The organism is Leucobacter chromiireducens subsp. solipictus (assembly GCF_016758195.1).
GTDB classification, from domain to species: Bacteria; Actinomycetota; Actinomycetes; order Actinomycetales; family Microbacteriaceae; genus Leucobacter; species Leucobacter solipictus.
In genome coordinates this window covers 184,839-209,134 of the sequence record NZ_QYAC01000002.1, presented here as the reverse complement: position 1 = coordinate 209,134, position 24,296 = coordinate 184,839, and the positions used below count along the sequence as shown (strand labels likewise).

Sequence of the window (24,296 nt, the reverse complement as noted above, 5' to 3'; positions counted from 1 at the left end):
ACTCGATGGTGTGGGGCCGGCCCGTGAGGGTCGGCCCCACTTTTGTGTGCTTGGGCTGCGCTTCACCGGTCTTCTAGGAGATGACACAACGTCAGTCTTCGAAAGGACACAGACCATGCCGGATATTGAACCGGACTTTTCCGCACCAGGGTCGTCAGCGATCATCCAGGTCGTTTCCTGGTTCTTGGGGCTCGGGCTCCTCATCACGTTCCTCGCTTTGATCGCAGTTGCGGTCACGCTCGCGTTCAAAGGGTTCGGGAACCAGAATCTTCAGCAGGGAGCATCGAAGTCGGTGATGTGGCTTGCGCTCGGTGTCGCTGCGCTGGGCAGCGCGTCAGGAATCTGGCAGTTCCTCGTGGGCTTTGACCTGGGGATTGCCTAAGTGATCGCCCGGGCGGAAGATCCCCTCGTCAACTTTGAGTGTGGTCTCACGGACTTTCTGTGTGCCTCGATGGAAGACACAGCCAACTGGACTGTCTCCGCGATCAACTGGCTCGCAGAGCTGTCGTTGGGAGGACAGGGCTTCCGTCCGGGAAATGAGCTTTGGAACACCGCACAAAGTGAGGCCGGCGTCTGGTTGGGCATGGCGATCTTTGTCATGTTCATCACGTTCATCGTGGGCATCGCTGCCGGCGCTGTCATGCAGCGACCTGATCTCATCAAGCGGACCGCTCTCGCATCAATCGCCGCGTTACCCGCGTTCTATTTCTCTTACTTCATCGTGGGTCAGGGGCTCCAGATCATTGATGAGTTCAGTGCCGGGATTCTCGCGCGGCTCACCGGCGAGGGCGGATTCGCGGGCATGTTCGAGACACTCTTTGCCGGTCAGGCGAACTGGGGGGCCCATACGATCGGCGCAGCTGTCGGAGCAGCACCGGTGATGCAGATGATGATGGTGCTGGTGATCATGTTCATCGGACTCTTTTTCATCACCTTTGCAATGGCGTTCCGAGACTTTGTCCTCATGATCCTCATCACCTTCGCACCACTGGCTTTCGTTCTTCTCCCGGGGAAGGGGAACGGGGATGAGTGGGTGAAGCGTTGGATGAGCGCAGTCACCGCGATGGCCCTTGCCAAGCCCTTGATCTTGGGAACGCTGATCCTTGTTATGGCAGGACTGGGCAGCGTGGACTCAATCCTGTCCGGTGAAGGGCTCACCCTCGCTATCGGATTGTTCATCACCGCGTTCATGCCGATCCTGGCCTACAGCTTCTTCCAGTTCATGGGAGGAGGCGCTGGCGGCGATGAAGTAGGGCAGCGTGCAGGCAGTAGTGCCGTGCAGAAGACGCAGCGCGTGGTCTCAAGTGCAGGGCGCAGAATCCCAAACGGAGGCGGCGGCGGTCGTTCCGGCGGTGGACAGCCACAACCGGCCAGTTCTCCTGCGGTGTCAGGGAGCTCTGGGGCGCCCAGCACGCCAGGGACCAAACCCGGAGCCGGAGGCTCCCCGCCCACTCAGCCAGAACGTCCCGGGCAGGGCCCGGCGGCAGACGGCAGGTTTGGCGGACAACCCAGCGTTCCAGAGCCTCGCTCCACCGATCCCTCGCCGGGAGCCACCCCGCCGAGTAGTCCGTCTCCGACGCCCTCACCGGAACCAGGTCCGCGAGGAGGAAACGCTCCGAGCCCAGCGAACCCGCCGCGGGAGAGGCCGCCAGCGTCACCGACTCTGACCGGCCCATCCGACCCTCGACCACCTAGGGAGCCGAAGCCATGAGCAGCACCGTGAAGTTCGCCCGGTTGCCCTCCCAGGGGGTGGTGAACGGGATCGACGGTCCGGGGTTCGTGGCGGTCAGTCTCGCCGTGGGTATCGGGGCGATCGCGGTGATGGGTGAAGGGTTCATCGGTCTCTTCAGTTCCCTCCCGATTGCAGCGCCACTCGCTGCGGTGGGGCTTTTGCGACGGCACGGGCAGTCAGTAGTTACACACCTGATGAGAGAAGTAGGGGGAATGGTGAGAAAGAGCACGGGAGCTACGACATACCGAGCACGTCCCGAGAAGAAAAAGATCACCCCGACATCCTCGATGGATCTCCCCGGGCGAGAGGGTCGGATTCATCTGTACGAGACAGATGATAGCGTGGTCGTGATTTGGGACGCGAAGCTTGCCACAGCAACCGTGTGCTGCCTGGTGGCCACGAATGGGCTCGGCATGCCGCAGGTCGATTCGCCGTCGACGCTGTCTGAGACAGACCGGGAGGCACTCATCTTCGAATGGTCCAAAGTGTTGGGGTCATTCACGCAGAAAGAACACATCACCCGAGTCACATTGCTCGAGCAGACGCGGCCCGGAACTGTGGCCGCCGAGCGCCGCTACTTCGAAGAGCGCTCGATGGGTCTCGTGGGTGGTGTCGCGAAGTCCTACCGTGAAGCGTTGGATCTCGCCGATCAGGCGGTCACGCAGCACATCTCACTCCTCACCATCACGTTCAAGCTCTCTGGTGAGGCGAAGGCGCTGGTCAAGGGTGAGAAGAGCGAGAAGGCCGGCATGTCGAAACTTGCTGAGCTGGAGATCTCGACCACGAGCGACGCGCTCTACAACGCCGGGTTCACCCGGAATGTGTGGATGAACGCGCGCGAGTGGGGAGCATGGGGTCGTTCCCTCATTGATCCGGCGTCCCAGCAGGGCGTCGACACGCGAATCGGGACGGTCTGGGAAGGTGTAGATCCGCAGTCTGCCGCGCCGATGCTCATCAATGAGCACCGCACCCTCGTTGAGACGGATTCTGGGTGGCACCGCACCTACTGGATTCAGGAATGGCCACGGTATGAGACGTTCCCCGGGTTCATGTCGCGACTGATTTTCGCAAAGCAGCAGTCTGGGAAGCCCGTGCGGCAAACGTTCATGCTCGTGGGACAGCCGGTCCAGATCGGTCAGGCCATGAAGAAAATCGAAGAGCAGAAGCGCACGTGGATCACAAACGCGGGCATGCGGGCGAAAACGGGCAAGCCCACCACCGCAGCCGATGATGCCGATTGGCGTGCGCTGGAGCAGCAGGAGGCAGACCTTGTGGCGGGGCAGGGAGAACTCCGTTTCTCCGCGTTCTTGACCGTCACAGCGACAGCACCCGAGGTGTTGGAGCAGGAAGCTGCATCGATTCGCAATGCGTGTTCCGCGACGGGTCTTGAGCCGCGCTCGATGCCATGGCAGCAGGCGGAGGCCCTGATCAACGTGGCGTACCCGTGTGGCCTGGGAATGAAGTAGGGACTGGTTGACGTGGCAAAAAGACTCCTCACTCTCGAGGCGGCGGGCCTCACTCGCAAAGAACGCAAGGCGCTGAACAAGGCGTACGCCAGCGCTCTGCGAGACGAAGAAACTGATCTGAAAGAGGTTGTTGAAAAGCTGCCCGTGCAGAGCCCCATGCAGTTCCAGGGTGGGTTTTGGACGATCCCCATCCGCCGTCCATGGCATCGGGCAACTGGTCACCAGTTGGCGGCCGCGAACACGTTCGCGGCCGCGGACATTCATGACGTCGCGGGCCCGATCATCGGGATCGATAAGAACAGTGGGCGCCCGTTCACGTTTGACCCGTGGGAGCTCTACCGGCGAGGCTTGGTGTCCTCCCCGAACATTCTGATCCAAGGGTCGCTCCGGCAGGGCAAATCGTTTGTGATCAAACGGCTCGTCACGCTCCTTGTGGAGTTTGGTCGTCTCGCGATTAACACGTCCGATTCGAAGGGCGAGCATGGGGCCGTTGCGGAAGCCATCGGCGGAAGCGTGTTCAAGATGGGGGTCTTTGGCAGTGAGATCCGGTTGAACCCGCTCGTCGCTCCAGAGCGACGAAACGACGAGTCGGAGGGGAGCTATCATGCACGAGTCCGTGCGGCCCGGGTGACTGTTCTCCAACAGATCGCGAGTTTGCTCACCCCAGGTGAGCGGCCCTTGATCGCACGAGAGATGACGATCCTCGAATGGGCGCTTGAAGAGGTGGTGTCCGAATCGGGGAACAATCCGACGTTGCGTGCGGTGTGGGAAAAGATTGCGTCTCCCGCGCTCCTTCAGGCGCAGGACGGCTACTTTGTGCAGGGCGACGCGAACGATCTGAGAGATGGATTGCGCCGGCTGGTGCACGGAGATCTCGGCGGCATGTTCGATACTGATTCCTCGATCACCCTCGATCCCAGCTCCCCCTACACAGTGATCGACACGTTCGCGATTGGGCAGCGCGGAGACCAAGCACTGGCGGTCACCCAGGCGGTGACAAACGCTTGGGTGTTCAACACGATCTCAAACAAGGACGCTGGTCGGCAGTATTTCCTCATCCGGGAAGAAGGGTGGGCAGATATGCGCACGATCCCCGCGCTGGAGGCGCAGTTAAAGCAGCTGAAGCTCTCAGGCGAGTACGGCGTCGGGATGGTCCTCATCGTTCATGAGGGTGGCGACTTTGACGCGGTGGGCGCAGAAGGAACCAAGGAGCGTGAGCTCGCGAAGTCGTTGCTTCGCGGCTACGCGAACCGGATCTCGTTCTGGCAGGGATCCGAGACCCTGAAGGACGCGATCGAGCGGCAGATGTTCACGAGGGCGGAAGCAGCAGCGATTGGCACGCTCTCGCGGGGACAGTTCCTCGCAAAAATCAAGGCCGGCTCCTACGTGGTCGATGGCAATCCGACATCCACGGGGTGGGAGAAAAATCTCTTTGACACTGACAAGCAAATGCGCGAGCGCAAGAAGGCGGCGATCACCGTATGAATGGAGTAAATGAGCTGTACCGGGAATTCCGACAGGGGTTAGAGACGACCCCAGGTCCAGAAGACCCCACACTGTTTGAGCTGTGGACGCTCTGGACGGAAGTGACCGATCTTGTGCGTGTACGCCTGACTGAACCGCGCATGGGTGGCAACTTCTCCGCGGCACGGCGGGTGGAGATGTGTCTGAGCTGGTCCGAGCAGACTGGCCGGATCAGTAAGGAAATGCCGTTGCGTGTCCCCTCCCCCACTCTTCGGGCAGTGAAAGCGGCAGGGCGGTTCCTGGAGCGCACCTGGCAGATTGAAGAGTTGGGAGAGTTTCTCCGTCTGGGCTCCCCGATCGTGAACGACCTGTCCGAGTATGCAGTGGCAAACCTTGGCCGGAAGGCAAAACCGGTTATCGATGAGTTCTCGTTCGTAGCGAGGATGAACTCGCTCACCTACGAGGCTGTGGCACGGTCGGTCCCGGGCCTTGGGGTGGCGGCATAATGCACCCCACTTGGAAATGGTCTACGCTCCCTTGGCAGGCAGCAGTCGCACTAGTGATTTTCGTATTCACCGCGGTGCTGATGCTCCCGCAAATCGCGGTGCTCGCACTCACAAACCCCTCCACGTTCGCCGGGGACGACAAGCTCACCCTCCCCCAGCTCCTCGCCCTGTGGGTGCAGGCCGACCCCACCACGATCAGTCGGGCCGATGTCCCAGGTGTGGTGCACTGGCTGCTGATCTTCCTCGTGATGGGTGGCGGGGCCGTGTGCATCGTGTTGTTTTTCACGGTGAGGCATCGGCAGAAGAAAGATCCGCAGCGAAAGCCGGGCCTCGCCCCCCTCAAAGACGTCAACCGTGAACTCAGCACCAAACAACTCGTGTCCGTGCGCGGTCCGCTACTACGACCGACGATCTCCCCACGAGATCTCCGGCCGACTGATTGCGGGTACCGGGTGGGAGAGTTCTGGGGAATCGACCTCTGGCTGCGCATGGAAGACCCCACGATCATCATCGGACCGTCACGCTCTGGCAAGGGCTGGTTTCTGATCCTGAATTGGATCATGTCCGCTCCAGGCGCACTGATCACCACGTCCTCAAAACTCGACAACGCCGCGTTGACGCTCCTCGCACGCGAACGGCTCGGATCCAAATGCTGGATCTTCGCTCCCGGCATCGATGGCGGCGATAACTTTGGGCGCGTTCTTCGTTGGGACCCCGTTGAGGGATGCGTGGACGAGCGAACTCTTGTACGCCGAATCCGGGCGCTGATCCCCTCCGATTCGTTCTCCGGGTCCACCTCAAACGGTGGGCACTGGGACACCCTAGGGCAACAGCTCGCAGCCCATCTCTTTCACGCTGCAGCGTGCGCAGGAGCAGATGTTGACACGATCTGGGACTGGGTATCGTCGCCGCAGCGCGCTTTCGACGCTGTCCAGGCAATCCGAAACCACCCAGAGGGGCTCGCAGAGCACGCAAGACACCTCGAGACGGTCATCAACATGCCGCCCGAGCAGCGCGCAACACAGTGGGGTGTCCTCCCCACAGTGCTCGCGTTTCTTGAATCGCGAGCTGCACGTGCCTGGATGAAACCCGCACCAGGCGAACAGTTCGACCCCGTTTCCTTCGTGCTCCAGAAACAGACCATCTACATGGTGGGCGACAAGCAAAGTGCCGGCGGATACACGCGCATCATCGACGGCCTATTCGCGGAACTCGACTACGTGACCAAAGGCATCGCAGATGCCTCGCCCGGGAACCGCGTGGATCCCCCCGTGAGCTACATCCTCGACGAACTCGGGAACTTTGAGTACCAGGGACTCTACGAAATCATCACCGCGGGTGGAGGCCGCGGCCGAGTTGTCGTCGGCGTATTTCAGTCCAAGGAGCAACTTGCTCAATGGGGGCAAGAAAACGCGAAAACGATGTGGGACGCAGCAGTCGCAAAGATCGTGTTGCCCGGCGGGAGCGACGAAGAGGAACTCCGAAAGCTCTCTGGCCTCATCGGTGAGCTTTGGGTGCGCCGGGAATCGCACTCCTGGGGAGGTGGGCCTGCCTCGATTCAAGTCAGCGAGGAGAAACGAGCGGTCCTGGAGGCCAGCGAGATTCGCGAAATGATGGGCGGATACGGTCTCTTGTTCTACCGAAATCTGAAGCCGGTAATCGCGAAGCTGACTCCCTTTGACCAGAACCCCGCATATGAGCGGTGCCGAAAAGACCAAGCTGAGATGGCGAAACTCATGCGCGAAGCATCCCCATTTGCCGCGAAACTCGCAGAGCACGCCAGGCTGAGTGATGCGTGAGCTCCGGCCCGGGGCGATCAGGTCAAACGGTCGCACGAAGCATCGGGAGTTCTACGCCAGATACATGGCGTCCCCGAAGTGGTTTGCGCGCCGCGAAAGGTGGGCGTTTGAAGAACAGCACCGCTCAGGGCAGCCGGAAATCCGCTGTCGTGGCGGATGCGGGACCGTGTGGGGGTTGAACCGTGGAGATCTCCACCACAGATCCTACGAGCGCCTCGGTAACGAAACGCATGAAGACCTGTGGCCGATGTGCCGGCCCTGCCACACCCAGCTGCACCAGGTGCTCGACTCAACCCGGTCCTGGAGGAAGCTTCCTCGCCGGCTCGCAAACGAGCAAGCGCTCGCTGTCGTTCAAGCACGCGTGCTTGACGATGCTGAAGGGCGTTCCCCCGGGCGTCCCAATCTGCGTGACTTCTTGTAGCGCTCTGCGCGCATAGCGCTGTCTGTCTGTGACGGAGATCTCCCTGCGTCACCTGCCACACCGAACGGAAGGACCATCCTTTGGAACTGATCAAGGCCAATATTGGCGAGAAGAGCAAGGGCCGCTACTTCGAAGCGACCGCAGACATGAAGCAGGCGTTCTACGTTCCGGTGGTGCACCAGAAGCGGGTGAAGAACGAGACCACAGGTGAGTATGAGGACGGTGATGTGGTCTGGTACCAAGCCAGGTTCTATGGTGCAGACGCTGACTGGGTGAATGAAGCCACCCAGAACGGTGACCCGCTCCTGATCTGGGGGCGAACCGAACACCGCACCCGCGAAGTCGACGGGAACGAGTACAAGTCTATCGAGGTGTACGTCGACGCGGTTTCGGTGAACCCGCGCCTGCGTGAGGTTGCCATCAGCCGCCCCGCACGCTCCCAGCAGACCGATACCGCACAGCACATCACCCCGGCAGAACCTGCACCGCAGCACTCCCCCTGGGACACGGTGTCCCAGGTGCGGCACGAGGTCTTCTCGAATCCGGTTGCGGGGCCGAGCATGTAGCCACTACACCCGGGCCCATATCGAGGTGGGGCACACCAGCTGGTGTGCCTCACCTTTTGTGTCGCCAGGGTGCGCGGTGGGGCTGTTCGTGGGGCATTGGTCTGCGAAGAGTCGGAGGTGGCGACCAGAATGGTACGTAGGAAGCAACAGGTCCCGGATACGCAGATGGCATTTGATCTGTGGGGCGAGTTTGAGGCAGTCGGGACGGAAGGAACAGCACATGCAGGATCAGGAGATGCTCGCGCGACTACGGGAGTCGTGGCCGGAGACGACGGACTATTTGACGCAGGTTGGGCAGGCCAACAACGACCTGTCAGTGATGCGGGAGCTGGCACAGCGGGAGACGTACGAAGCGTCGCTGACGTGGCTGGATCAGTTGGCGGTGGGCGTGGAAGATCTCACGAAGCGCCCGAACGCGGCACGCGTGATGCGGCTCCTGTTCTCCGAGGGGACGAAGTTCCTGAGCGCGAAGGAAGTCCCGGAGTACCGGGAAGTGACAGAGGCGCACCGGCACGACCAGATCGCGGATCTGCAGGAATGGCAGGATCCGGAGGACATCGAGCATCTTCTGGAGGCGGACAACCTGGTGTTCGCGGAGTCGCTGGACGAAGCACTGTGGTTGCTCCCGGAGTTGCAGGAGAGCCTGCTGCGTTGGTCGACCGAGACAGCACAGCGGCACGAGCATACGCAGATGGTGACGCTCGCGCAGGCGTGGATCTTGTTCAACGTGTGTCAGTTCCTGGAGTCAGAGCCGGAGCAGTCTCCCGTGTGGGCGGCGGAGTGTCTGCGGTCCGCACTCTCCAGCGACTTCTTCGAGAAGGCAGGCAACCCGACCCCGTAGAACTCGAGGAACTCCGTCGTTTCCCGGGTTGGGGGGGCGACACCTGAACTGTTCGATCCGAAGTCCTCCAAGTACGCAGCCGACCGGGACGCGCTGCAGGAGCTGTGGGGCGAGGCGGAGTGGAGTGCAGCGCGGCGCACGGTGCTGAACGCGCACTACACCCACCCGGACTACGTCACCGCGATGTGGACCGCAGCTACACGGCTGGGCGTCCCATCCGATGCGCGGGTGCTGGAGCCGGGCTGTGGAACAGGGAATTTCATCGCGGCCGCCGGCCCTGAGCACAAAGTAACTGGTGTGGAGCTCGACCCCACGACCGCCGGTGTCGCACAGATGCTGCACCCAGGCGCTGAGATTCGCAACGAGTCGTTCGGGGACACGTTCCTCGAGCATGACGGCTACGATCTCGCGATCGGCAATGTTCCATTCGCGCAGACCAAGCTCTACGATCCGGCCTACAACGAGGCGAAGTTGAGCCTCCACAACCACTTCATCGTGAAGTCGCTGCGGCAAACGAAACCAGGTGGCGTCGTGATGGTGATGACGTCCCGGTGGACGCTCGATGGAAAGTCGGAGCGATCTCGCCGTGAGATCGCGAAGTACGGGGAACTCCTCGGCGCGGTCCGAATGCCCAGCGGTGCCCACGATGAGGTGGCCGGCACTGACGCGGCGGTCGATGTGCTCGTACTCCGCCGGCACACGGGTGTCGCCCCTGACACGGATCCGAGTTGGCTGCACACGGTCGACGTCGACGGGGCGGCAGGGCCCGCAGCCCTGAACTCGTACTTCGAGGACCATCACGAGCAGCTACTCGGGACAGTCGGTACACGAATCGGCCAGTTTGGGCCGGAGCTGACAGTGACCGCGGAGGATTCTTCCGCAGCGGCGATCGCGCCGGCCCTGGAACGCGCGCTTTCGCGGGTGGTCGAGCTCGCGGCCGCCGAGGGCCGGGTCTGGCAGGCCGCTGGCCAAGTGGTGTCTGAGCGTCCTGTCGCACGTGTGGTGCAGGACCCGCACCAGGTCATTGGGCACATCAGCATCGATGAGCGTACGGGTCTGCTTCAGCAAGTTGGGTTGGAGGGTCCCGAAGAAGTGAAGGTCCCGAAGAACGCGGTGACCGAACTCACGCAGCTCGTGAAGATTCGTGACGCTGCAGTCGCGCTCCTGGAAGCGGAGGCGGCAACGAGCGCGGACACGACGGGTATCGCGGAGCTCCGCAAGGGTCTTGGCCTGGTGTACGAGAAGTACGTGGCACGGTTTGGACCGATCAACCGAGTCTCGGTGACTGTCCGCGAGCGAGTGGGGAAAGATCCGAGTGTGATCCGCCGCTACCCCGCAGCGATGCGGGCGCTGAAGAACGATCCGCACTACGCCACCGTGGTCGCGCTCGAACGGTACAACGAGGACACCGGTGAGGCCCGGAAGGCAACGATCTTCACGGAGCGTGTGGTCGGTGTCCGGGCAGAAGTGAACCGGGTGGACTCCCCCGAAGACGCGATCAGAGTGTCCCTTGACCGTGTGGGGTACGTCGACGTTCCACTCGTTGCCGAGTTGCTCGACATCGAGGAACGATCCGTCCCCGAGCGTCTTGGGGATCTCGTGTTCCAGGACTACGAGGACGAGTCCCGGTATGTCCCGGCGGGAGAGTTTCTGTCGGGGAACGTGCGGCAGAAGCGGAAAGTCGTGCGAGAGCTCGCGGCCGCCGATTCCACATTCCAGCGTCATCTGGATGCGCTCGAAGCCGTTATCCCGGAAGAGGTGGGGCCGGCGGAGATCGATGTGAAGTTCGGTGCTGCTTGGGTGCCCGTCGATGACGTGTCGATGTTCATCGAGCACGAGCTGAGAAAAGAAGTAAAGGCCATTGAACGCCTCGACGGCGAGTGGCGTTTCCGGCTCGTTGGAAAACCGAGCGATTCCGCAGAAGGAAAGTGGGGTGCCGAAGGAGACCACAAGAGCGTGCGCGCGCTCGAGGTGTTCGATCGCGTCCTCAATGGGAAGTCCCTGCAGGTGACATACCGGCCTGACAAGGATGGGCCGGCGTTTGTGGACCAGGTCGCGACAGAGACGCTCCAGGAACGTGCCGGGGAACTGCACGAGTCGTTCCAGGATTGGCTGTGGTCTGATGGGGAACGCGTGACACGACTGCAGGAGCGTTACAACGACTTCTACAACGGCATCGTGCTGCGCTCGTACGACGGCATCGAGCTTTCGTTCCCGGGGATGGCCGCGACGTTCACGCCGCGCCCACACCAGCACGCCGCGGTTGCGCGCATGGTGTCCGAGCCAGCAACAGGACTCTTCCACGAGGTGGGGGCGGGGAAGACCGCTGAGATGGTGCTCGGTGTCATGGAGCTTCGCCGGCTCGGCATGGTGTCTAAGCCCGCGATTGTGGTGCCGAACCAGATGCTGGAACAGTTCACCCGTGAGTTCAAGCAGATCTACCCGCGCGCGAAAGTACTCGCCGCGGGAAGCGACGACATTGCGAACTCGGGAACCCGCAACGGGCGCAAGCTCTTCGTCGCTAGAGCGCGCACGGGCGACTGGGATGCAGTGATCATCACACACTCCGCGTTCGAGAAGATCGGCTTGGGGGAAGCGAAGAACGTCTACGCGGCTGAACAGCTCGCGGAGATGCAATCGACGCTGACGGCAAAGCTTGGCTCCTCGCTGTCGGAGAAGTCGGTAAAGCGCTTGGAGGGTGACGTGGCGAAGGCCGAAGAGCGCCTCAAAGCGATGATGGATCTGCCGCAGGATGAGGGGGTGTCCTGGGAGGAAACCGGTATCGACTATCTCTGCGTCGATGAGGCTCACAAATTCAAGAATCTCACCGTCATCACGAAGGTAGAGGATCTCAAGAAGACGGACGGGTCAAACCGGGCGACTGATCTCGATATGAAGCTTTGGTACTACCGAGAGCATTTGGGGCAGTCCCGCGTGGTCACGCTCGCAACGGCGACGCCGCTCCCGAACTCGATGATCGAGATGTACGTCATGATGCGGTACATGCGTCCGGACCTCCTTCGGGAAGCCCAGGTGTATTCAGCGGACGATTGGGCACGCCAGTTCACTGAGCAAGTCACAGCCGTCGAATCAAAATCCACTGGTGGTGGCTTTCATGTGAAGACGCGCACCACGAAGTTCCGAAACGTTCCCGAACTCCTGCGCATGTGGCACGTCCCCGGGGACGTGAAAACGCAGGCAGACCTTGCCCTCCCGGTCCCCAAGCTTGTGGTGAACAGTGCTGGCGATCGCGCCCCAGAAATGGTGGTGGTGCCAGCAACTGAAGCCCAGGAGGCAGGCATGGCGGACATTATTGAGCGCGCCGAAGCGGTGCGTAGCGGCAGCGTCGACCCGACCGAAGACAACATGCTGAAAATCACCTCAAACGGGCGCGCACTCGCGCTTGACGCACGCCTCATGGGCGACCCAGGACCGGCAGAGCACGAGGCCACGAAGATCGACGCTGTGGCGAAGAAAGTGTTCGAGATCTGGGACGAACACAAGGACCGTGAGTATCTCGATGAGTGGGGAGACCTCTCTCCCACCCCCGGCGCCCTCCAGATCGTGTTCTCAGACCTCGGGACGCCCGCAACAGATGGACGGTGGGATGCGTACACGGAGTTGCGTCGGCAGCTCACCGACCGTGGTGTGCCCGCCTCGCAAGTGCGCTTCATCCACGAAGCAACGAACGATCAGGCCAAGGCGGAACTGTTCCAGCAGTGCCGGGACGGCCGCGTGCAGGTGCTCGTAGGGTCGACAGAGAAGATGGGGGTCGGCACGAACGTGCAAGCGCGCGCGATCGCGTTGCACCACATTGATGCGCCGTGGCGGCCGGCAGATGTCACCCAGCGTGAAGGGCGCGAGATCCGGCAGGGCAACCAGAACGAAGAGGTGCACCTGTTCCGTTACGCCACCGAGGGGTCATTCGATTCGTACATGTGGGGCACCCTGGCACGAAAAGCCGCGTTCATTGAGCAGGTACTCACCGGCCGGCTCGATGTGCGTGAGGTCGATAACTCGACCGAGCAAGCATTGCAGTTCGCAGAAATGCAGGCGATCACCGCGGGAGACATGCGAATCCTGGAGGTCGCAAACCTCCGCAACGAGACGCAGAAGCTCAGCCGGCAGCAGCGCGGCCACAATCGCAAGATCGGCTCCGCTCAGGCCCGCAGGAATGTGCTTGAGCAGCAGGTAGGCGTGCTCGAGCACGACCTGCAGGTGATGCAGCGACTTGCCCCGAAAGTGGTCGACACGCGTGGGGATGCGTTCGTGGGACAAGTGAAGCCCTCATCGTGGGCGGAGAGCCCGGTATTTCGTGAGCGCAAAGTGTTCGGGGAAGCATTCCGCACTGGCCTCTCCCGGGCGCGCGAGCAGCTCGTGTACTTCGGCACGCACAACGCCGCCCACCCGGCACCGCTCAAACTCACGGTGTCTGTCGCCGGCTTGGAATGGGATGCACGGTTGAAGTGGAACCCGAACGATAAGCAGGACCCGGTGCTCGAGTTTCATGCTGGGCGTACGATCCGTGCGATGCAGTACAAGATGCTGTGGTCGCGGGCGATGGAAGGCGAGCTGTCGGCCCTTCCCCAAGGGTTTGAGTCACGGGCACGCGCGATCCCGGATGAGATCGCCGAGCACGAAACCGCGATCTCGAACGCCTTCGAGGAAGTGGCTGAACTCAAAGTCCTCGAAGTAGAACCGTGGCCGAAGAAGGAAGAACTCGTACAGAAGCAGGAGCGGCTCGCGTCCGTCATTGGTGAGCTTGAGGCGGAGGCAAACGCTGACCGCACTCCGGATCCGGATGTAGCTGTCCCCAATCCCGTTGTGAGCCTGCAACCGGGCGAAGGCGCAACAGTGCCTGGGCCCCGAATGTAGCGGCAGCTGGGGAGGTATGTTTCCTCACCAGCAAGGTAGTTACGCGGCGATGCCCGTACATGTAAAAAGCCTGGAAACTGACAATATTGTTCGTCAGTTTCCAGGCTTCATGATTTCACCCAAAGTGGATCGTTCAGTGACCCGCAAAAGATGGGGACCCTATGTCGTTGGATCTTTCGTGACGGATTGAATGAAGGTCCACACCGCTGCAACAGGCATGAGGCCAATCATGACGCCGAACCCGACTAACTGAAAAATGAGCGCTGATGCCGGCGAGAACACTTCAGAGGTGCCCGCGGAAAACATCAGGGTGATGAAGATCGCCACGGAGAGCTTGGCAGCGTCGTTGTATCCCTGACGTGTCCTACGGATCAGCGGCGCGACAATGCAGAGCATGAAGACCGCAAAAGCAATTACGCCCCCTATTGCGATATGACCTCCTGCCAGTTTCCCCCCCGCCGCTATATCCTGCAAAGTCCAGTGAAGCCAGTGGAACCACGAAAGCAAAAGCTGACCATACCGCGCCGAGAATGAAAACGAATCGTCCCCATCCGAGGGAACGGTCTTTGGAAGTCGCTGCGACGATTGGAGCAGGTTGTGCATTCATAGTGCTGACCCTAGTAGTGGGATATCAGATCCGCGAGTCATGACGATGCCCTCACATTCGCGGTCCCTGCAGAGAGGCTGTGTCGAGCTGGGCCGGCGCTGGGGTGGACACATGAACTGGCATTGGCTGAGGGAGACGAAGCGCGGCCGTGGCGATCTGCCGATCCCGTTCTCGGTTGCGGGCGTGTGCGTGTTCGCGGCCGAGGGGTTCGTCGGTGTCGATGCCGTAGAGGTCCCGGAAGCAGGCGACAGTGACCGCGCGCTGTCGCCATTCTGCTTCCCCACCTGGGAGGTGTTCACCTAGCGCTTGGAGCCAGGGTTCGTTGTCAGCGATCGCGCGGTCGACCACGAGCTCTGCTCGAAGCTGGATCGCATGTTCACGGTCTTTCAGAGCCTCTCTGAAGTCTGGATCTTCAAACCTCGGTGCGGCCTCGATCAGCCCAGCAATGTGAGTCGTCTCACTGGGTGCGCGTAGTTCCTGGGGTACATCAAGTGTCTCCGGGTCGATTCGGTACTGGCTGCGGAGCAAGTGTGCGAGCCTGGCAGGCAGGTCACGGGTGTCTGCTCGATCGATCCGCTCCAGAGTGCCGCGCACTGCGTCTTCGAGTCGATCGGTGGTGGCCGTCTCAAGGGCTGCGAGCATCCGTCCGAGCTTCAGATCTGAGCGGGCAGTTTCGGATTCGATCCCGAAGGAGCGCAGCATCAGCGTGTACCGGTCGTACGCGTCGTATTCACGCAAGTCCTCCAGATGCGTGTTCAGTCGATAGTGCAGCACGGCAAGCACGTCCCGTGCACCGTCGAGCTCGCGCGCAGCGAGCAGCTCGGTGACAGTAGCCGGCACATCATGGCCACGCGTATCGAGCCTTCGGAGGTTCGCCAGCACGGGGCCGAGATACGGGGAGTCGGGCGCTTCGGCGTCGATCAGGCCAAGGTCCGCAAGCACGGGCACATATTCTCGTTCGAGCTGGTCGGCCGCGAGGGTCTGGTATTCAGCGGCGAGCTGCCTGATAGACCCGATCCGTTCCGCCTCAGCGTTCAGGGTGTCGTGTGCGGCGATGTCGCCGCCCTTACGCAGCACCACGTGTTCGAGGGTTTCCCGCCAGGTGCGTGTCATCCCGAGCGCTGCGGGGTCCCCCATCGCCCCGTCCTCATCGGTGATGACGTATGCGCGGTTTGAGAGCTTTCCGCGGGTCATGGCGACGTAGAACGTTTCCCGAGACGCGCTGGAATCAACGATCGTGTGCGCGGTGTCGACGGTGCGTCCCTGGGAGCGGTGGGCGGTGGTCGCGTAGGCGAGCTGCACGTGGTCCCGGCAGTAGTCCGCGGGGAGGGTCACGTATTCCTCCCCCGAGACCGCAACGATGTCGCCGGTGTCGGGATTAATGCCGGCGACGACCCATTCGTCGTTGTTTTTCACCCATCTGTCGTGGTCGGTGCGCAGCGTGCGCGCGTTCTGCCGTGTCACGATGCGATCCCCAGGTGATGCCGCACCGGATGCGATCACCGCGGTCTGGGTGGCATCAACATGGCCCTGTTCGATTCGCCAAGCCCGTGCGATCCCGTTGAGGCGTTCCACCATCTCGTTAGTGGGCGCGATCAGGAGCGACACCAGGTGCGCGTCACCCTCATCGTTCAGGGTCTGCTCGTCTTCTTTCCACGCGTCGACCGCATCGGCGATGATGGTCTCGTCAAGTCCTGCGGTGATGCGTCCGTGCTCGAGGTACGGGTCAAGGCCCGCAGTCTTACCAAGGCGAAGCAGCTTCGATGCGTCAGCTTCCCAGTCGGATTTAAAGCGGTGCAGATTGATCAGTTCCGCGACGTCGGTGCGGTCGGAGGCGAGGAGTCCGAACGCGCCGCCGGCGTCAACCGCAGCGAGCTGCGCCCAGTCCCCCACCATGAGGAGCTTCGCGCCGGCCCGGTCCGCCTGCTCGCGGAGCTCATCGAGCGCGAGCGTACCGGCGATTGAAGCTTCGTCAACGATCATGAGATCTCCTGGGCGAAGTTCGTAGCTGAATACTTCTTTGGTGTCGGTGCCGCGTGCGGTCTCGTGGAGCCATTTCGCGGTGTTCTCAGTCCCGATCCCGAGCGACTCTGCGAGTACTTCCGCAGCACGCGCAGTCGGCGCGAGTCCGCGAACGCTCCCAGCCCCGTGTTGGTGTTCCCATATCTCGCGGAGCTTTTCGAGGCTTGTGGTCTTCCCCGCTCCTGCGGGGCCCACGAGGATGTCGATCTGACGGCCGCTGGTGAGGATGTTCTCGACCGCTGCGGCCTGATCGTCGGAGAGGATCCGTCCTTCCAATTGTGTCGGCGTTGAGATACGCTCGGCAACGACCGTCTGCTCGATGCTTATCCCCTGATTCTTGAGCTTTCCCCCCTCGAGCAGGCGGTCTTCTGCGTCCCACACTTCCCGGGTCGTGAAGAGGTCCCGCGCTTCGGGATGGAACATGTTCTCCCCGTCCGCGGTGTGGAACCGGTGCGGGGTCCGGAGATGGTTTTTCGGGGTGAGCGGGATGGCTTGGGAAATGACGAGCGCGACCACGCGCTTCACCGTTTGGTCGCGGTCTTCTGGGGAACGGAACCTCCAGCCGGCGATCGCGCGCAGCGCCGCGGTCTCCGCGTTGCGTCTCCCCCACGTCGACCGAGACGTCGCAAGGGTGTGCAGCACGTATTCGGCGGCGTCCCTGGTCGCGTCATCGTCAACGTCATCGTGGCGGAACGACCACAGCGGAAGATCGGCTTTCACGGTCCTCCCCGCATCGAGGAGACGGTCTGCGAACAGGAAGGAGTCCCCGACGTGCGCTCGAGCACGGTCCCGCCAGCTCTGAGTGAGGTCCCGTAGTGAGCGGTGCTTTTTCGCTGATCGGGTTGCGAGGGTCGCCATCTGTCGGAACTTGATCACTGTGCGAGCGCTGGGCTGCTTGCCATTCTTTGCGACATAATCGGCGACCATCTGGTCTTTGACAGTCCTGATCTTCTGGGAGCGGGTGGAGTATTCATCAATGAGCGTCTTCGGGACCCCATCGATCTGCCACTTCACCGAGCCCGGGTTCGTGCCGGAATCAATCGCGAACTGTTGACGTGCGGCCGGCGTATCCGGACGTGACGCATCCACTAGCCAGTCCCGATACGCTTCTGGCTTCTGCAACACGTCTTCGACGGTCCACTCGACACCGAAACGGGCGGACAGCTCATCCATTAAGACGGTGTCGTAGTACGCGCCGGCGGTCGCTACTGCGGGCATGAGCGACCAGCGGGAATCTATCGTGCGCCATCTCCCGTCCTCTCCCTGGACTCGGTTCGAGACGAGCATGTGGGTGTGGAGTTGCGGGTCGCCGTCCCGGGAATCCCAATGGTCAAACAGGGCGGCAGTGATGCCGCGCACGTGGGCCTGGGCGATGCCGTCGGCGCCGGTGCGGGTGCGAACGATGTCAGTTTCAAGCTTCGTGATGGTCGCTTCGATTGCGGCCTGGTGGGCCTTACGGATCTCGTCTTTCAGTTCGGGGTCGGCGAGCGCCCACCAGGAAGACACGCTCTTGGGTGGGGAGAACACGAACTCGAATCCGGCAACAGATTGTGTGGTCTTCTCGGCGCTCACTTTCTGCCGGATCTGGTCCCCGAGCTCCTCGAATTCTTCTGGGCCAAGGCCCTGGTTTTCGGGGGCGGCCGCGGCCTCCTGGATGCGTTGCTGGATTCGTTTTTCCAGCGGGGCGACAGTGTTGAACTTTCGTCCCAAGGTGGATCCTGTTAGCGGGTGGGTGCCGTCCCCGAAGAGGGCCTGTAGCTCCTCCTCTGCGACCTGCCGGCCGGCTTCTAAACCGAGCGCGGTTGCGCCGGTGCCGATCCAGGCTCCTGGTGGGGTGCCGTTCGCCATGTAGTACGCGGCCTTCCCCTCAGCACGGTCGATGGTGTGTTCATCTGCGACCGTGTTCAGGAGATACCCCCAGGCGTCACGTGATGCGCCGATGAGTGTGACAGTCAGCATGATCAGTTTTCGTCTTTCTCTGCTGCGCGCTGCGCGCGTTTGCGGCATGTGGGGCCGCAGTAGCTACGTCGCCGGGTCTTCTCCTGCGGGAGTGGTTTCGTGCACCAGACGCACGTGGGAGAAGAAAGATCGCTCATGGCGCGGTGGTCCCGCTTGCGGCAGCGGGCCGAGCAGTACACCTGGTGGGGTGCGTGCGGGTCGGGGAGGAACACTTTGCTGCAGCGTTCCGCGGCGCAGCTGTAGAGCAGCATCCCGGCGAGCACCTCGACGCGGCGATGCTTGGCTTGCTCGGTGATGCGGCGGCACTGGGTGCTGCAGTATTTTCGCTGCTTTGTGGGAGTGAGGAAGGTCCGGTCACAATCCGTGCGGGCGCACCGGGTCGCCCATCCTGCGGCACCCGTGACAGGGGCCGCAGGATGGGCGACACCGCGAGATTTGCGGATCCGAGCCTCGAAGTCTCGTTGGCCTCGTGTCTTCACAGCGCCATTCCCCCGCCCTGCTTAGTAGATCCACTCGGAGCCCCAGGCGACAATGTCACCTTCAGGCATCGGCAGGCCCACCCACGCGAGCAGGTCACGGCCACTGCGGCTCGGACCTTTGAGCCGAGTCGAAATATCCGGCAGGTCGTGGGATCGCATCAGCTCAGCGACATCCTCGGACGCGGCCGTAGGCGCGACGATGTAGAGCGCTTCGACCGCGCCATCAATAACACCGGGTGTGCGGGTGGGCTGGAGCATGAGCGAGAGGAGCGGGGTCCACGCGCGAAGCATCGCCTCGTTGTAGACCGCTTCGATCTGTGAGAGCTGAGGAAATTCGTAGTCGATGGGCTCTGTCACGCTCAGTGAGAAATCAGGGCGCTGCAGCGCTTCCATGAACCACGGGTGTGCGGATGGGAGGAGCTGCCCGACCTGCGGGAACGGGAGCGTGAAGTCGTTGTGCCATTTTCCCCGGATGATCGGGTTCATCCAGTCCGGCACGGCCGGGTTGTCGCCGTGCGCGTCTGCGAGCATCGCTGACTGCCAGGCTTCCCACTCGGCCGGCGACCATCGCTTGATGTAGTCGTCGTCGATGCCCGCTGCGTTCTTGAGCCAGGCGAGGGATCGGCGGAGTTGCTGGGTGTTCTCGATCTGCATGGGGTTCTCCTTCAATTCGGGTTGATGATGGTCGTGTTTAGGCATCGAATTCGTTGGCGGCATGGTTGAACCGGGCCTGTGCTCGATCTCGGTCCCGCCGCGCGAGCGCCAGGGTGACGCCGATGCTGCCGTGTTCCGCGAACGCGTGCTCGAGGTCGAAGAGGATGTTGCGGAGCGCGCGGATGCGGGCATCGGTAGTGACGATGTCCTGAGCTGTGACGCCCGCGTCGCGCCACGCGCTGAGAGCTCCCTCTGGTGTCCCGTAGCTGATGCTGCGCAGCTGCCGGCCGGTGTCCTCATCGACGTCTGGGAAGAGCACAGTGTGGGTCTCTACGGGGCGGGCTTCGAGCTGAATCACGGTTATGGGGAAAGTCATTTTGTACCTCCAGCGCTGTCTCTTGAAGTGCTTGTTCGTAGAGAAGATGCGCGGGCGCGCGCAGCTCGTGTCACGCAACGCGGGACGCACAAACCCTCGAATGCCAGTCGTGTAAGGAGAAAGTCCGGCGAAACGCAGTGGAGCCGGGCAGGGCAGCAGCAGAGCTGCTGCAGGCAGGAGTGGGGACGGACGGAGGACGGACGACGATGTATGCGATTGGGAGAGCATCAGGATTGATGAAGGTGACGATGTGAGGGGGCACTTCCCCCTCCAAGGTGCGCGCCTCACCCCTTCGTCGGGTATGAGCGATACGACAGCAACTCCCCCTGGGGCGTCACAGGCCCGGCCGGTGACGTGCCCGTTCTGCTTCCTCCCGCAACTCGTCGCGACCGGTGATGAGCTCTGCACGAGCTGCGGACTCGATATGCAGCGCCTCGCTACGTACACGCCGCGCACGCTGGCGGAGACCGAGCATCCGCGCCCCGTCGCGATTGCGCCACCCGCCGCTGGAGGGAAGAAACGACGGAAGAAGCAGAGCACGAACGTGGTCACGGCCCCGTCTGCCCCGTGGGCGGCGACACCGCCGGCGGGAGGCCCGGTGGAGGCGATGCCGGTGTTCTCGGCCAGCCGGCCGGTAGCCGTCGTCGCACCGACCGCGTTCGCAACCCCGATCGCGCCCGCTGCCGCGAGTGAGGCGTCGGGTCGTGACGAGGCGACACGCATCAGTCGGGTGTCGCGCGGCGACGCCGCCGATGAAGCGACCATCGTGTCGCGTGTCGCGACAGGGTGGGCGGTCGAGCTCGAGAGCGGCGTGGTCGTGTCGCTCCCGTCTCACGATGTCGTCATCGGGCGACGCCCGGATGCAACAGGCGACGCGACACCGGTGTCCCTGCCGGACCCGTCGCGGTCGTTGTCGCGCACGCACGCGCGACTGCGACGCGACACAGCACGCGACATCTGGACCATCGAGGACCTCGCGTCAGCGAACGGTGTCGCGACCGTGAGCGACAGCGGCTACACGACATGGATCGCAAGCGGCGTCCCCTCGAAGGTGTCGCAGTACTTCCGACTCGGCGACATCCGCGCCCGCCTCGTGCGTGTCGCGACTCGAGACACAGGACACGCGACATCCGCCGCGGCGCAGAGCGACACCCAGACCACAGAGCAACCGGATACGCGACAGCCCTGATGCCGCCCCGCCCCTCTCCCCTTACATCGCAGGCGACACGGGGAATGGCGCCAGGCCGGAACGGCCGGCGACATCCCCCAAAGTGCGACAGCGACATATGACGACAAGTGCCAACACCACCCCACCCAACAATCCGCGACACAGCGACATCGCGACATCGCGACATCGCGGAACGTTGCGACACCGAACCGGAGGACCCGATGAGCATCCCGACGACATTCGACATCGAGCACAAGTGCGGTCACGAGGAGACGCGCGACCTCAGCGACATTCCCGCCGGGCAGCGCGCCGGCAAAGTCGACTGGCTGAAGACCCGCCCCTGCTTCAACTGCTTCCGCGCCAGCAGCAAACGGAAGGTCTCGAAGGAGCTGAAGGCCGAGTGGGACCAGTTGCACCAGGACGCGCTCGAGGATCAGGAACGGTCGGGGCTCCCGATCCTCCGTGGCAGCGACAAGCAGGTGGATTGGGCGATCGACTGTCGCTTCAAGGCCCTCCGTGACGGCTACGACGCGCTCGTGCAGGAAGGAGATCTCGACGACGCCGACTTCGACGAACAAGTGCTCGAGCTCGCGCGCCGTATCGATCTCGCGAAGTGGTGGATCGACAACCGCGAAGCGACCCCCGGCATGCTCGTCGACCTGCTCGCGGACCCAGGGCTCCCCGAGAACGAATACGCCTGCGAGAACACCGCCTAGACCTCAAGAACGCACTGAGGCCCCGCTCCGAGCTTGGAGCGGGGCCTCAGTGCTGCCAGAGGTTACGGTGTGGGGTGTGCGCTCGTCGCGCATCGAGAGCCGCAGAGCGGGCACTCCGCTCGCGGCACCCGCGCACCGGCCTCGATCTCGGTCCGCACGGGGAAGAGGTTGAACGCGGGGGCGTCTTCTCCTTCGACGCGTTTCTCCTCAAGAGCACCGCACCCGGTGCACTTGACCGAATACGTTGTTGCTTTCATCCGTGTGCCTGCTGTCAGCGTGTGATGGCCGACTGGTTGAGCCGGTAGCCGACGCCGTAGACGGTGACGAGCATCGGCTCGTCTCGTCCCTCGTCGACGTGCTTGCGGACGTAAGAGGTGTAGAGCTCGACCACGGAGTGCTTGCTCGAGGAGCCGAGCGGCCACACACGGTCCAGGATCTGCGCCTTGGAATGCGCGCGCCCGGGGTTTCGCATCAGGAACCGCAGCAGCTCGTACTCAGTGCCCGAGAGCGCGAGACGGGTGTCGCCGCGGTGCACCTCACGGGTGTCCTCGTTCAAGGCGAGATCCCCGACCCGGATGATCGGGTCGGGGCGGTCCCCTCGAACCTCGGGGGCATGGCGTACGAGTTCCCGCAGGCGGGCCGCGAGCTGCTCGACACTGTACGGGCGAGTCAGAAACGCGTCCCCGATCCCCGTGACGCCCGACACGTCCTTCCGGTCGGTCAGGTAGAGCACGGGCCCCGTGAACCCCGCGCTGCGCGCGGCGGCGACGGTCGCCTGGGCAGTGTCGCTTGCCGGATCCGCGTCGACGACCAGGATGTCGTGTCGCGACATGTCGCGTGCAGGAATGTCGTCTGCCGTGGCGACAGTCGCCTGCCAGCCATCGTGCAGGAGCGCCAGGTGCTCGATGTGCAGCGCCTCCCCAACGAGGAGAACAGGTATCGGTGTCGCCTGGGACAAGGGTGTCGCCTTTCAGTAAGTGGGGCCGCTTGGCCGCGTCGTCTGCTCGGGGGCGATCGTCGCGTGCGGCCACGGCGCCGATCGTGCCGGCGGCGGGATCTCCGCCGCCCAGGCGCGCGCCTGGTCGAGAAGCTGCTCGATCGTATCAGGGCCGCACTCCCCTCAGCGGTCGTCACCCAGCACCCCTGCTCAGAGAAGTACTGTTCCGCTTCCCACGTCCACGAGTTCGGCACACGGTCGTCGTCGCTCGAGTCAGTGCCGACGAACTGCTCATCGATCACAAACCGCTTCCCGTTCCCGTCTGCGAGCGGAGTGAATACGTAGTTGCCGGCGCCGAACGACTCCGGCTCCCCGTCAGCCGTGAAGAACACTGCCCCGGCGTGCTCGGCCGCGATCACGCGCAGGCCGGCGTCGAGGCGCTGCATCGCCGCCTCACGGATCTGCCGGTCGCTGCTGGTTTCGATCGTGAGCTCGACGTCCTGGTGCTCGTCGACGCGGAGGATGTAGCCGGCCGCGGTCTTCTGGACCCATGCAGTGAGGACGGTGGCGCCTTCGTCGTTGTCGAAGTCGACTCGGCCGTAGTCATCGCCCGTCGCTTGGCGTGGGAGGCCGTGAGGGCTTGCGACATCGCCTTTCACCCAGGGGTGGGGATCGAGCCGGTCGCCGGTGTCGTAGGGGTTGCGCGTCTCAGGCATCGCGTCTCCTTGAGGTTGTCGCTCCCTCGTCGACCTGCGGCGCAGCGTCTCACGAACGCGGGGAGCATGAGGCGCGGCTCCGAGGCCGCGCTTCAACTTCTAGATGCCCTTCGTCGCGCATGACGCGAGGTGCTGCCGTGCCGAGTTAGCCGAGCCGGGCTACTTCTCTGCAGGTTCTGAAAGGGCGCGCTTCACGCTCGATGCCCCGACGCCGAGTACTCGGGCGATGTGCGCGAAGCTACGCCCGTCACGGCGCATCTCTCGCGCTGCAGCAGTGCGCTCCTTCGTCATCACAGTCGGGCGGCCACCGATGCGGCCCTGGCTGCGGGCGTGGGCGAGGCCGCGGCGCGTGTTCTCTCGGATCGTGTCGACGCGCAGCTGCGCGAATACGGCGACGATGCCGTAGAGCGCCCGACCCATCGGAGTCGTGGTGTCGATCGCCGGCTCCGTGAGGCTGACGATCCCGAGGCCTCGCTCGTCGAGCTCGTGCAGAGTCTCGATCACCATTCGCTCGCTGCCGGCAATGCGATCGAGCCGACGAACCTTGATCGTGTCCCCCGGCCTGGCGTACTCGAGCAGCGCCAACCACTCCGGTCGGTCCGCTCTCCGGCTCGATTGCCCAACGTCGACCCATACCCGAGTGCACCCGGCCGCGCGGAGCTCAGCCTCCTGCGCGGCCGCGTCCTGCTCCTTCGTCGAGACCCGCCCGTACCCCAGCACTTCACTCATACCGAAAACGATACGCCGAGGGTTTCGACCCGTTTCGGTTTCGGTCTAGGTTTTCGGTCCGCGAAGCGTCGGCGTGTCGAGATCTCCGGACGGTCACGCCCCATGCCGACCAGAAACGATCGTTAAAGGGCGATCGTGTTAGCGAAGGTCCTCCGCCACATTGTTCCCCACTGAGTCAGTTCGTTACCTTCCGCCCAAACGTCCCGAGCGCGACGCTGCTCGGGAGTGCACGTCAACAGGCTCCCGGATGAATCATTATCCGT

The 24,296-nt window shown here is 62.9% G+C and carries 18 protein-coding genes; 11 read left to right on the top strand and 7 right to left on the bottom strand.

Annotated features, from left to right (window positions below; all coding sequences use genetic code 11):
• Nucleotides 1-115 precede the first annotated feature (115 nt).
• Together D3230_RS04445 and D3230_RS04440 are read left to right on the top strand one after the other, a co-directional pair.
• The gene (locus D3230_RS04445; RefSeq protein WP_202343819.1) at nucleotides 116-382 is read left to right on the top strand and encodes a hypothetical protein; all 267 of its coding nucleotides are present in this window, start codon (nucleotides 116-118) and stop codon (nucleotides 380-382) included.
• Nucleotides 383-1,711: a hypothetical protein gene (locus D3230_RS04440; RefSeq protein ID WP_202343818.1), complete on the top strand. Its 1,329-nt coding sequence runs from the start codon at nucleotides 383-385 to the stop codon at nucleotides 1,709-1,711.
• On the opposite strand, the gene D3230_RS04435 is transcribed toward D3230_RS04440, so the two are convergent.
• A complete protein-coding gene (locus D3230_RS04435) occupies nucleotides 1,692-1,838 on the bottom strand; it encodes a hypothetical protein (protein WP_202343817.1) in 147 nt (48 codons plus the stop codon). The two genes, D3230_RS04440 and D3230_RS04435, sit on opposite strands and share 20 nt — an antisense overlap.
• Here D3230_RS04435 and D3230_RS04430 point away from each other — a divergent pair.
• The 7 genes from D3230_RS04430 (at nucleotide 1,780) to D3230_RS04400 (ending at nucleotide 13,670) form a co-directional block, all read left to right on the top strand.
• On the top strand, nucleotides 1,780-3,198 hold the full coding sequence (locus D3230_RS04430; protein ID WP_337249109.1) for an SCO6880 family protein: 1,419 nt from the start codon (nucleotides 1,780-1,782) through the stop codon (nucleotides 3,196-3,198). The genes D3230_RS04435 and D3230_RS04430 overlap by 59 nt on opposite strands.
• Nucleotides 3,199-3,210: 12 nt before the next feature.
• The gene (locus D3230_RS04425) at nucleotides 3,211-4,683 is read left to right on the top strand and encodes a hypothetical protein (protein WP_202343815.1); all 1,473 of its coding nucleotides are present in this window, start codon (nucleotides 3,211-3,213) and stop codon (nucleotides 4,681-4,683) included.
• A 101-nt stretch (nucleotides 4,684-4,784) separates the two neighbouring features.
• Nucleotides 4,785-5,168 (top strand): hypothetical protein, encoded by a 384-nt coding sequence (locus tag D3230_RS04420; RefSeq protein ID WP_202343814.1) that lies wholly within the window; start codon nucleotides 4,785-4,787, stop codon nucleotides 5,166-5,168.
• Nucleotides 5,168-6,967 (top strand): TraM recognition domain-containing protein, encoded by a 1,800-nt coding sequence (locus D3230_RS04415; protein WP_202343813.1) that lies wholly within the window; start codon nucleotides 5,168-5,170, stop codon nucleotides 6,965-6,967. Before D3230_RS04420 ends, D3230_RS04415 begins: the two co-directional genes overlap by 1 nt.
• Before the next feature lie 501 nt (nucleotides 6,968-7,468).
• Nucleotides 7,469-7,954: a single-stranded DNA-binding protein gene (locus tag D3230_RS04410; RefSeq protein WP_202343812.1), complete on the top strand. Its 486-nt coding sequence runs from the start codon at nucleotides 7,469-7,471 to the stop codon at nucleotides 7,952-7,954.
• Between the two features lie 220 nt (nucleotides 7,955-8,174).
• Nucleotides 8,175-8,795, top strand: coding sequence for a hypothetical protein (locus D3230_RS04405; RefSeq protein ID WP_202343811.1), 621 nt, complete (start codon nucleotides 8,175-8,177; stop codon nucleotides 8,793-8,795).
• A gap of 297 nt (nucleotides 8,796-9,092) precedes the next feature.
• A complete protein-coding gene (locus D3230_RS04400) occupies nucleotides 9,093-13,670 on the top strand; it encodes an SNF2-related protein (RefSeq protein WP_202343810.1) in 4,578 nt (1,525 codons plus the stop codon).
• Nucleotides 13,671-13,829: 159 nt separating this feature from the next.
• Here D3230_RS04400 and D3230_RS04395 read toward each other — a convergent pair whose 3' ends face one another.
• From D3230_RS04395 to D3230_RS04380, 4 genes are all read right to left on the bottom strand, one after another.
• Entirely contained in the window at nucleotides 13,830-14,273 is a 444-nt protein-coding gene (locus tag D3230_RS04395; protein WP_202343809.1) for a hypothetical protein, read from the bottom strand.
• Nucleotides 14,274-14,328: 55 nt separating this feature from the next.
• A complete protein-coding gene (gene mobF / locus D3230_RS04390) occupies nucleotides 14,329-18,258 on the bottom strand; it encodes a MobF family relaxase (protein ID WP_202343808.1) in 3,930 nt (1,309 codons plus the stop codon).
• Nucleotides 18,259-18,758: 500 nt separating this feature from the next.
• Nucleotides 18,759-19,391, bottom strand: coding sequence for a hypothetical protein (locus tag D3230_RS04385; protein WP_202343807.1), 633 nt, complete (start codon nucleotides 19,389-19,391; stop codon nucleotides 18,759-18,761).
• Between the two features lie 37 nt (nucleotides 19,392-19,428).
• Nucleotides 19,429-19,767, bottom strand: a complete 339-nt coding sequence (locus D3230_RS04380; RefSeq protein WP_202343806.1) for a hypothetical protein — start codon at nucleotides 19,765-19,767, stop codon at nucleotides 19,429-19,431.
• A gap of 424 nt (nucleotides 19,768-20,191) precedes the next feature.
• On the opposite strand from D3230_RS04380, the gene D3230_RS04375 reads away from it, so the two are divergent.
• Together D3230_RS04375 and D3230_RS04370 are read left to right on the top strand one after the other, a co-directional pair.
• Entirely contained in the window at nucleotides 20,192-20,956 is a 765-nt protein-coding gene (locus D3230_RS04375) for an FHA domain-containing protein (protein WP_202343805.1), read from the top strand.
• Nucleotides 20,957-21,156: 200 nt separating this feature from the next.
• On the top strand, nucleotides 21,157-21,651 hold the full coding sequence (locus D3230_RS04370) for a hypothetical protein (RefSeq protein ID WP_202343804.1): 495 nt from the start codon (nucleotides 21,157-21,159) through the stop codon (nucleotides 21,649-21,651).
• A 271-nt stretch (nucleotides 21,652-21,922) separates the two neighbouring features.
• Here the strand turns inward: D3230_RS04370 and D3230_RS04365 are convergent, their stop codons facing one another.
• Nucleotides 21,923-22,609, bottom strand: coding sequence for a response regulator transcription factor (locus D3230_RS04365; protein ID WP_202343803.1), 687 nt, complete (start codon nucleotides 22,607-22,609; stop codon nucleotides 21,923-21,925).
• 854 nt (nucleotides 22,610-23,463) lie between these two features.
• Entirely contained in the window at nucleotides 23,464-24,033 is a 570-nt protein-coding gene (locus D3230_RS04360) for a recombinase family protein (RefSeq protein ID WP_202343802.1), read from the bottom strand.
• Nucleotides 24,034-24,296 lie beyond the last annotated feature (263 nt).

Excerpts from the sequence above, each read along its gene's own strand:
- D3230_RS04380 (WP_202343806.1), bottom strand. The coding sequence starts at position 19,767 with ATGACTTTCCCCATAACCGTGATTCAGCTCGAAGCCCGCCCCGTAGAG.
- D3230_RS04375 (WP_202343805.1), top strand. The coding sequence starts at position 20,192 with ATGCAGCGCCTCGCTACGTACACGCCGCGCACGCTGGCGGAGACCGAG.
- mobF (WP_202343808.1), bottom strand. The coding sequence starts at position 18,258 with ATGCTGACTGTCACACTCATCGGCGCATCACGTGACGCCTGGGGGTAT.
- D3230_RS04385 (WP_202343807.1), bottom strand. The coding sequence starts at position 19,391 with ATGCAGATCGAGAACACCCAGCAACTCCGCCGATCCCTCGCCTGGCTC.
- D3230_RS04370 (WP_202343804.1), top strand. The coding sequence starts at position 21,157 with ATGAGCATCCCGACGACATTCGACATCGAGCACAAGTGCGGTCACGAG.
- D3230_RS04435 (WP_202343817.1), bottom strand. The coding sequence starts at position 1,838 with ATGAACCCTTCACCCATCACCGCGATCGCCCCGATACCCACGGCGAGA.
- D3230_RS04445 (WP_202343819.1), top strand. The coding sequence starts at position 116 with ATGCCGGATATTGAACCGGACTTTTCCGCACCAGGGTCGTCAGCGATC.
- D3230_RS04360 (WP_202343802.1), bottom strand. The coding sequence starts at position 24,033 with ATGAGTGAAGTGCTGGGGTACGGGCGGGTCTCGACGAAGGAGCAGGAC.
- D3230_RS04415 (WP_202343813.1), top strand. The coding sequence starts at position 5,168 with ATGCACCCCACTTGGAAATGGTCTACGCTCCCTTGGCAGGCAGCAGTC.
- D3230_RS04405 (WP_202343811.1), top strand. The coding sequence starts at position 8,175 with ATGCAGGATCAGGAGATGCTCGCGCGACTACGGGAGTCGTGGCCGGAG.
- D3230_RS04395 (WP_202343809.1), bottom strand. The coding sequence starts at position 14,273 with ATGCACAACCTGCTCCAATCGTCGCAGCGACTTCCAAAGACCGTTCCC.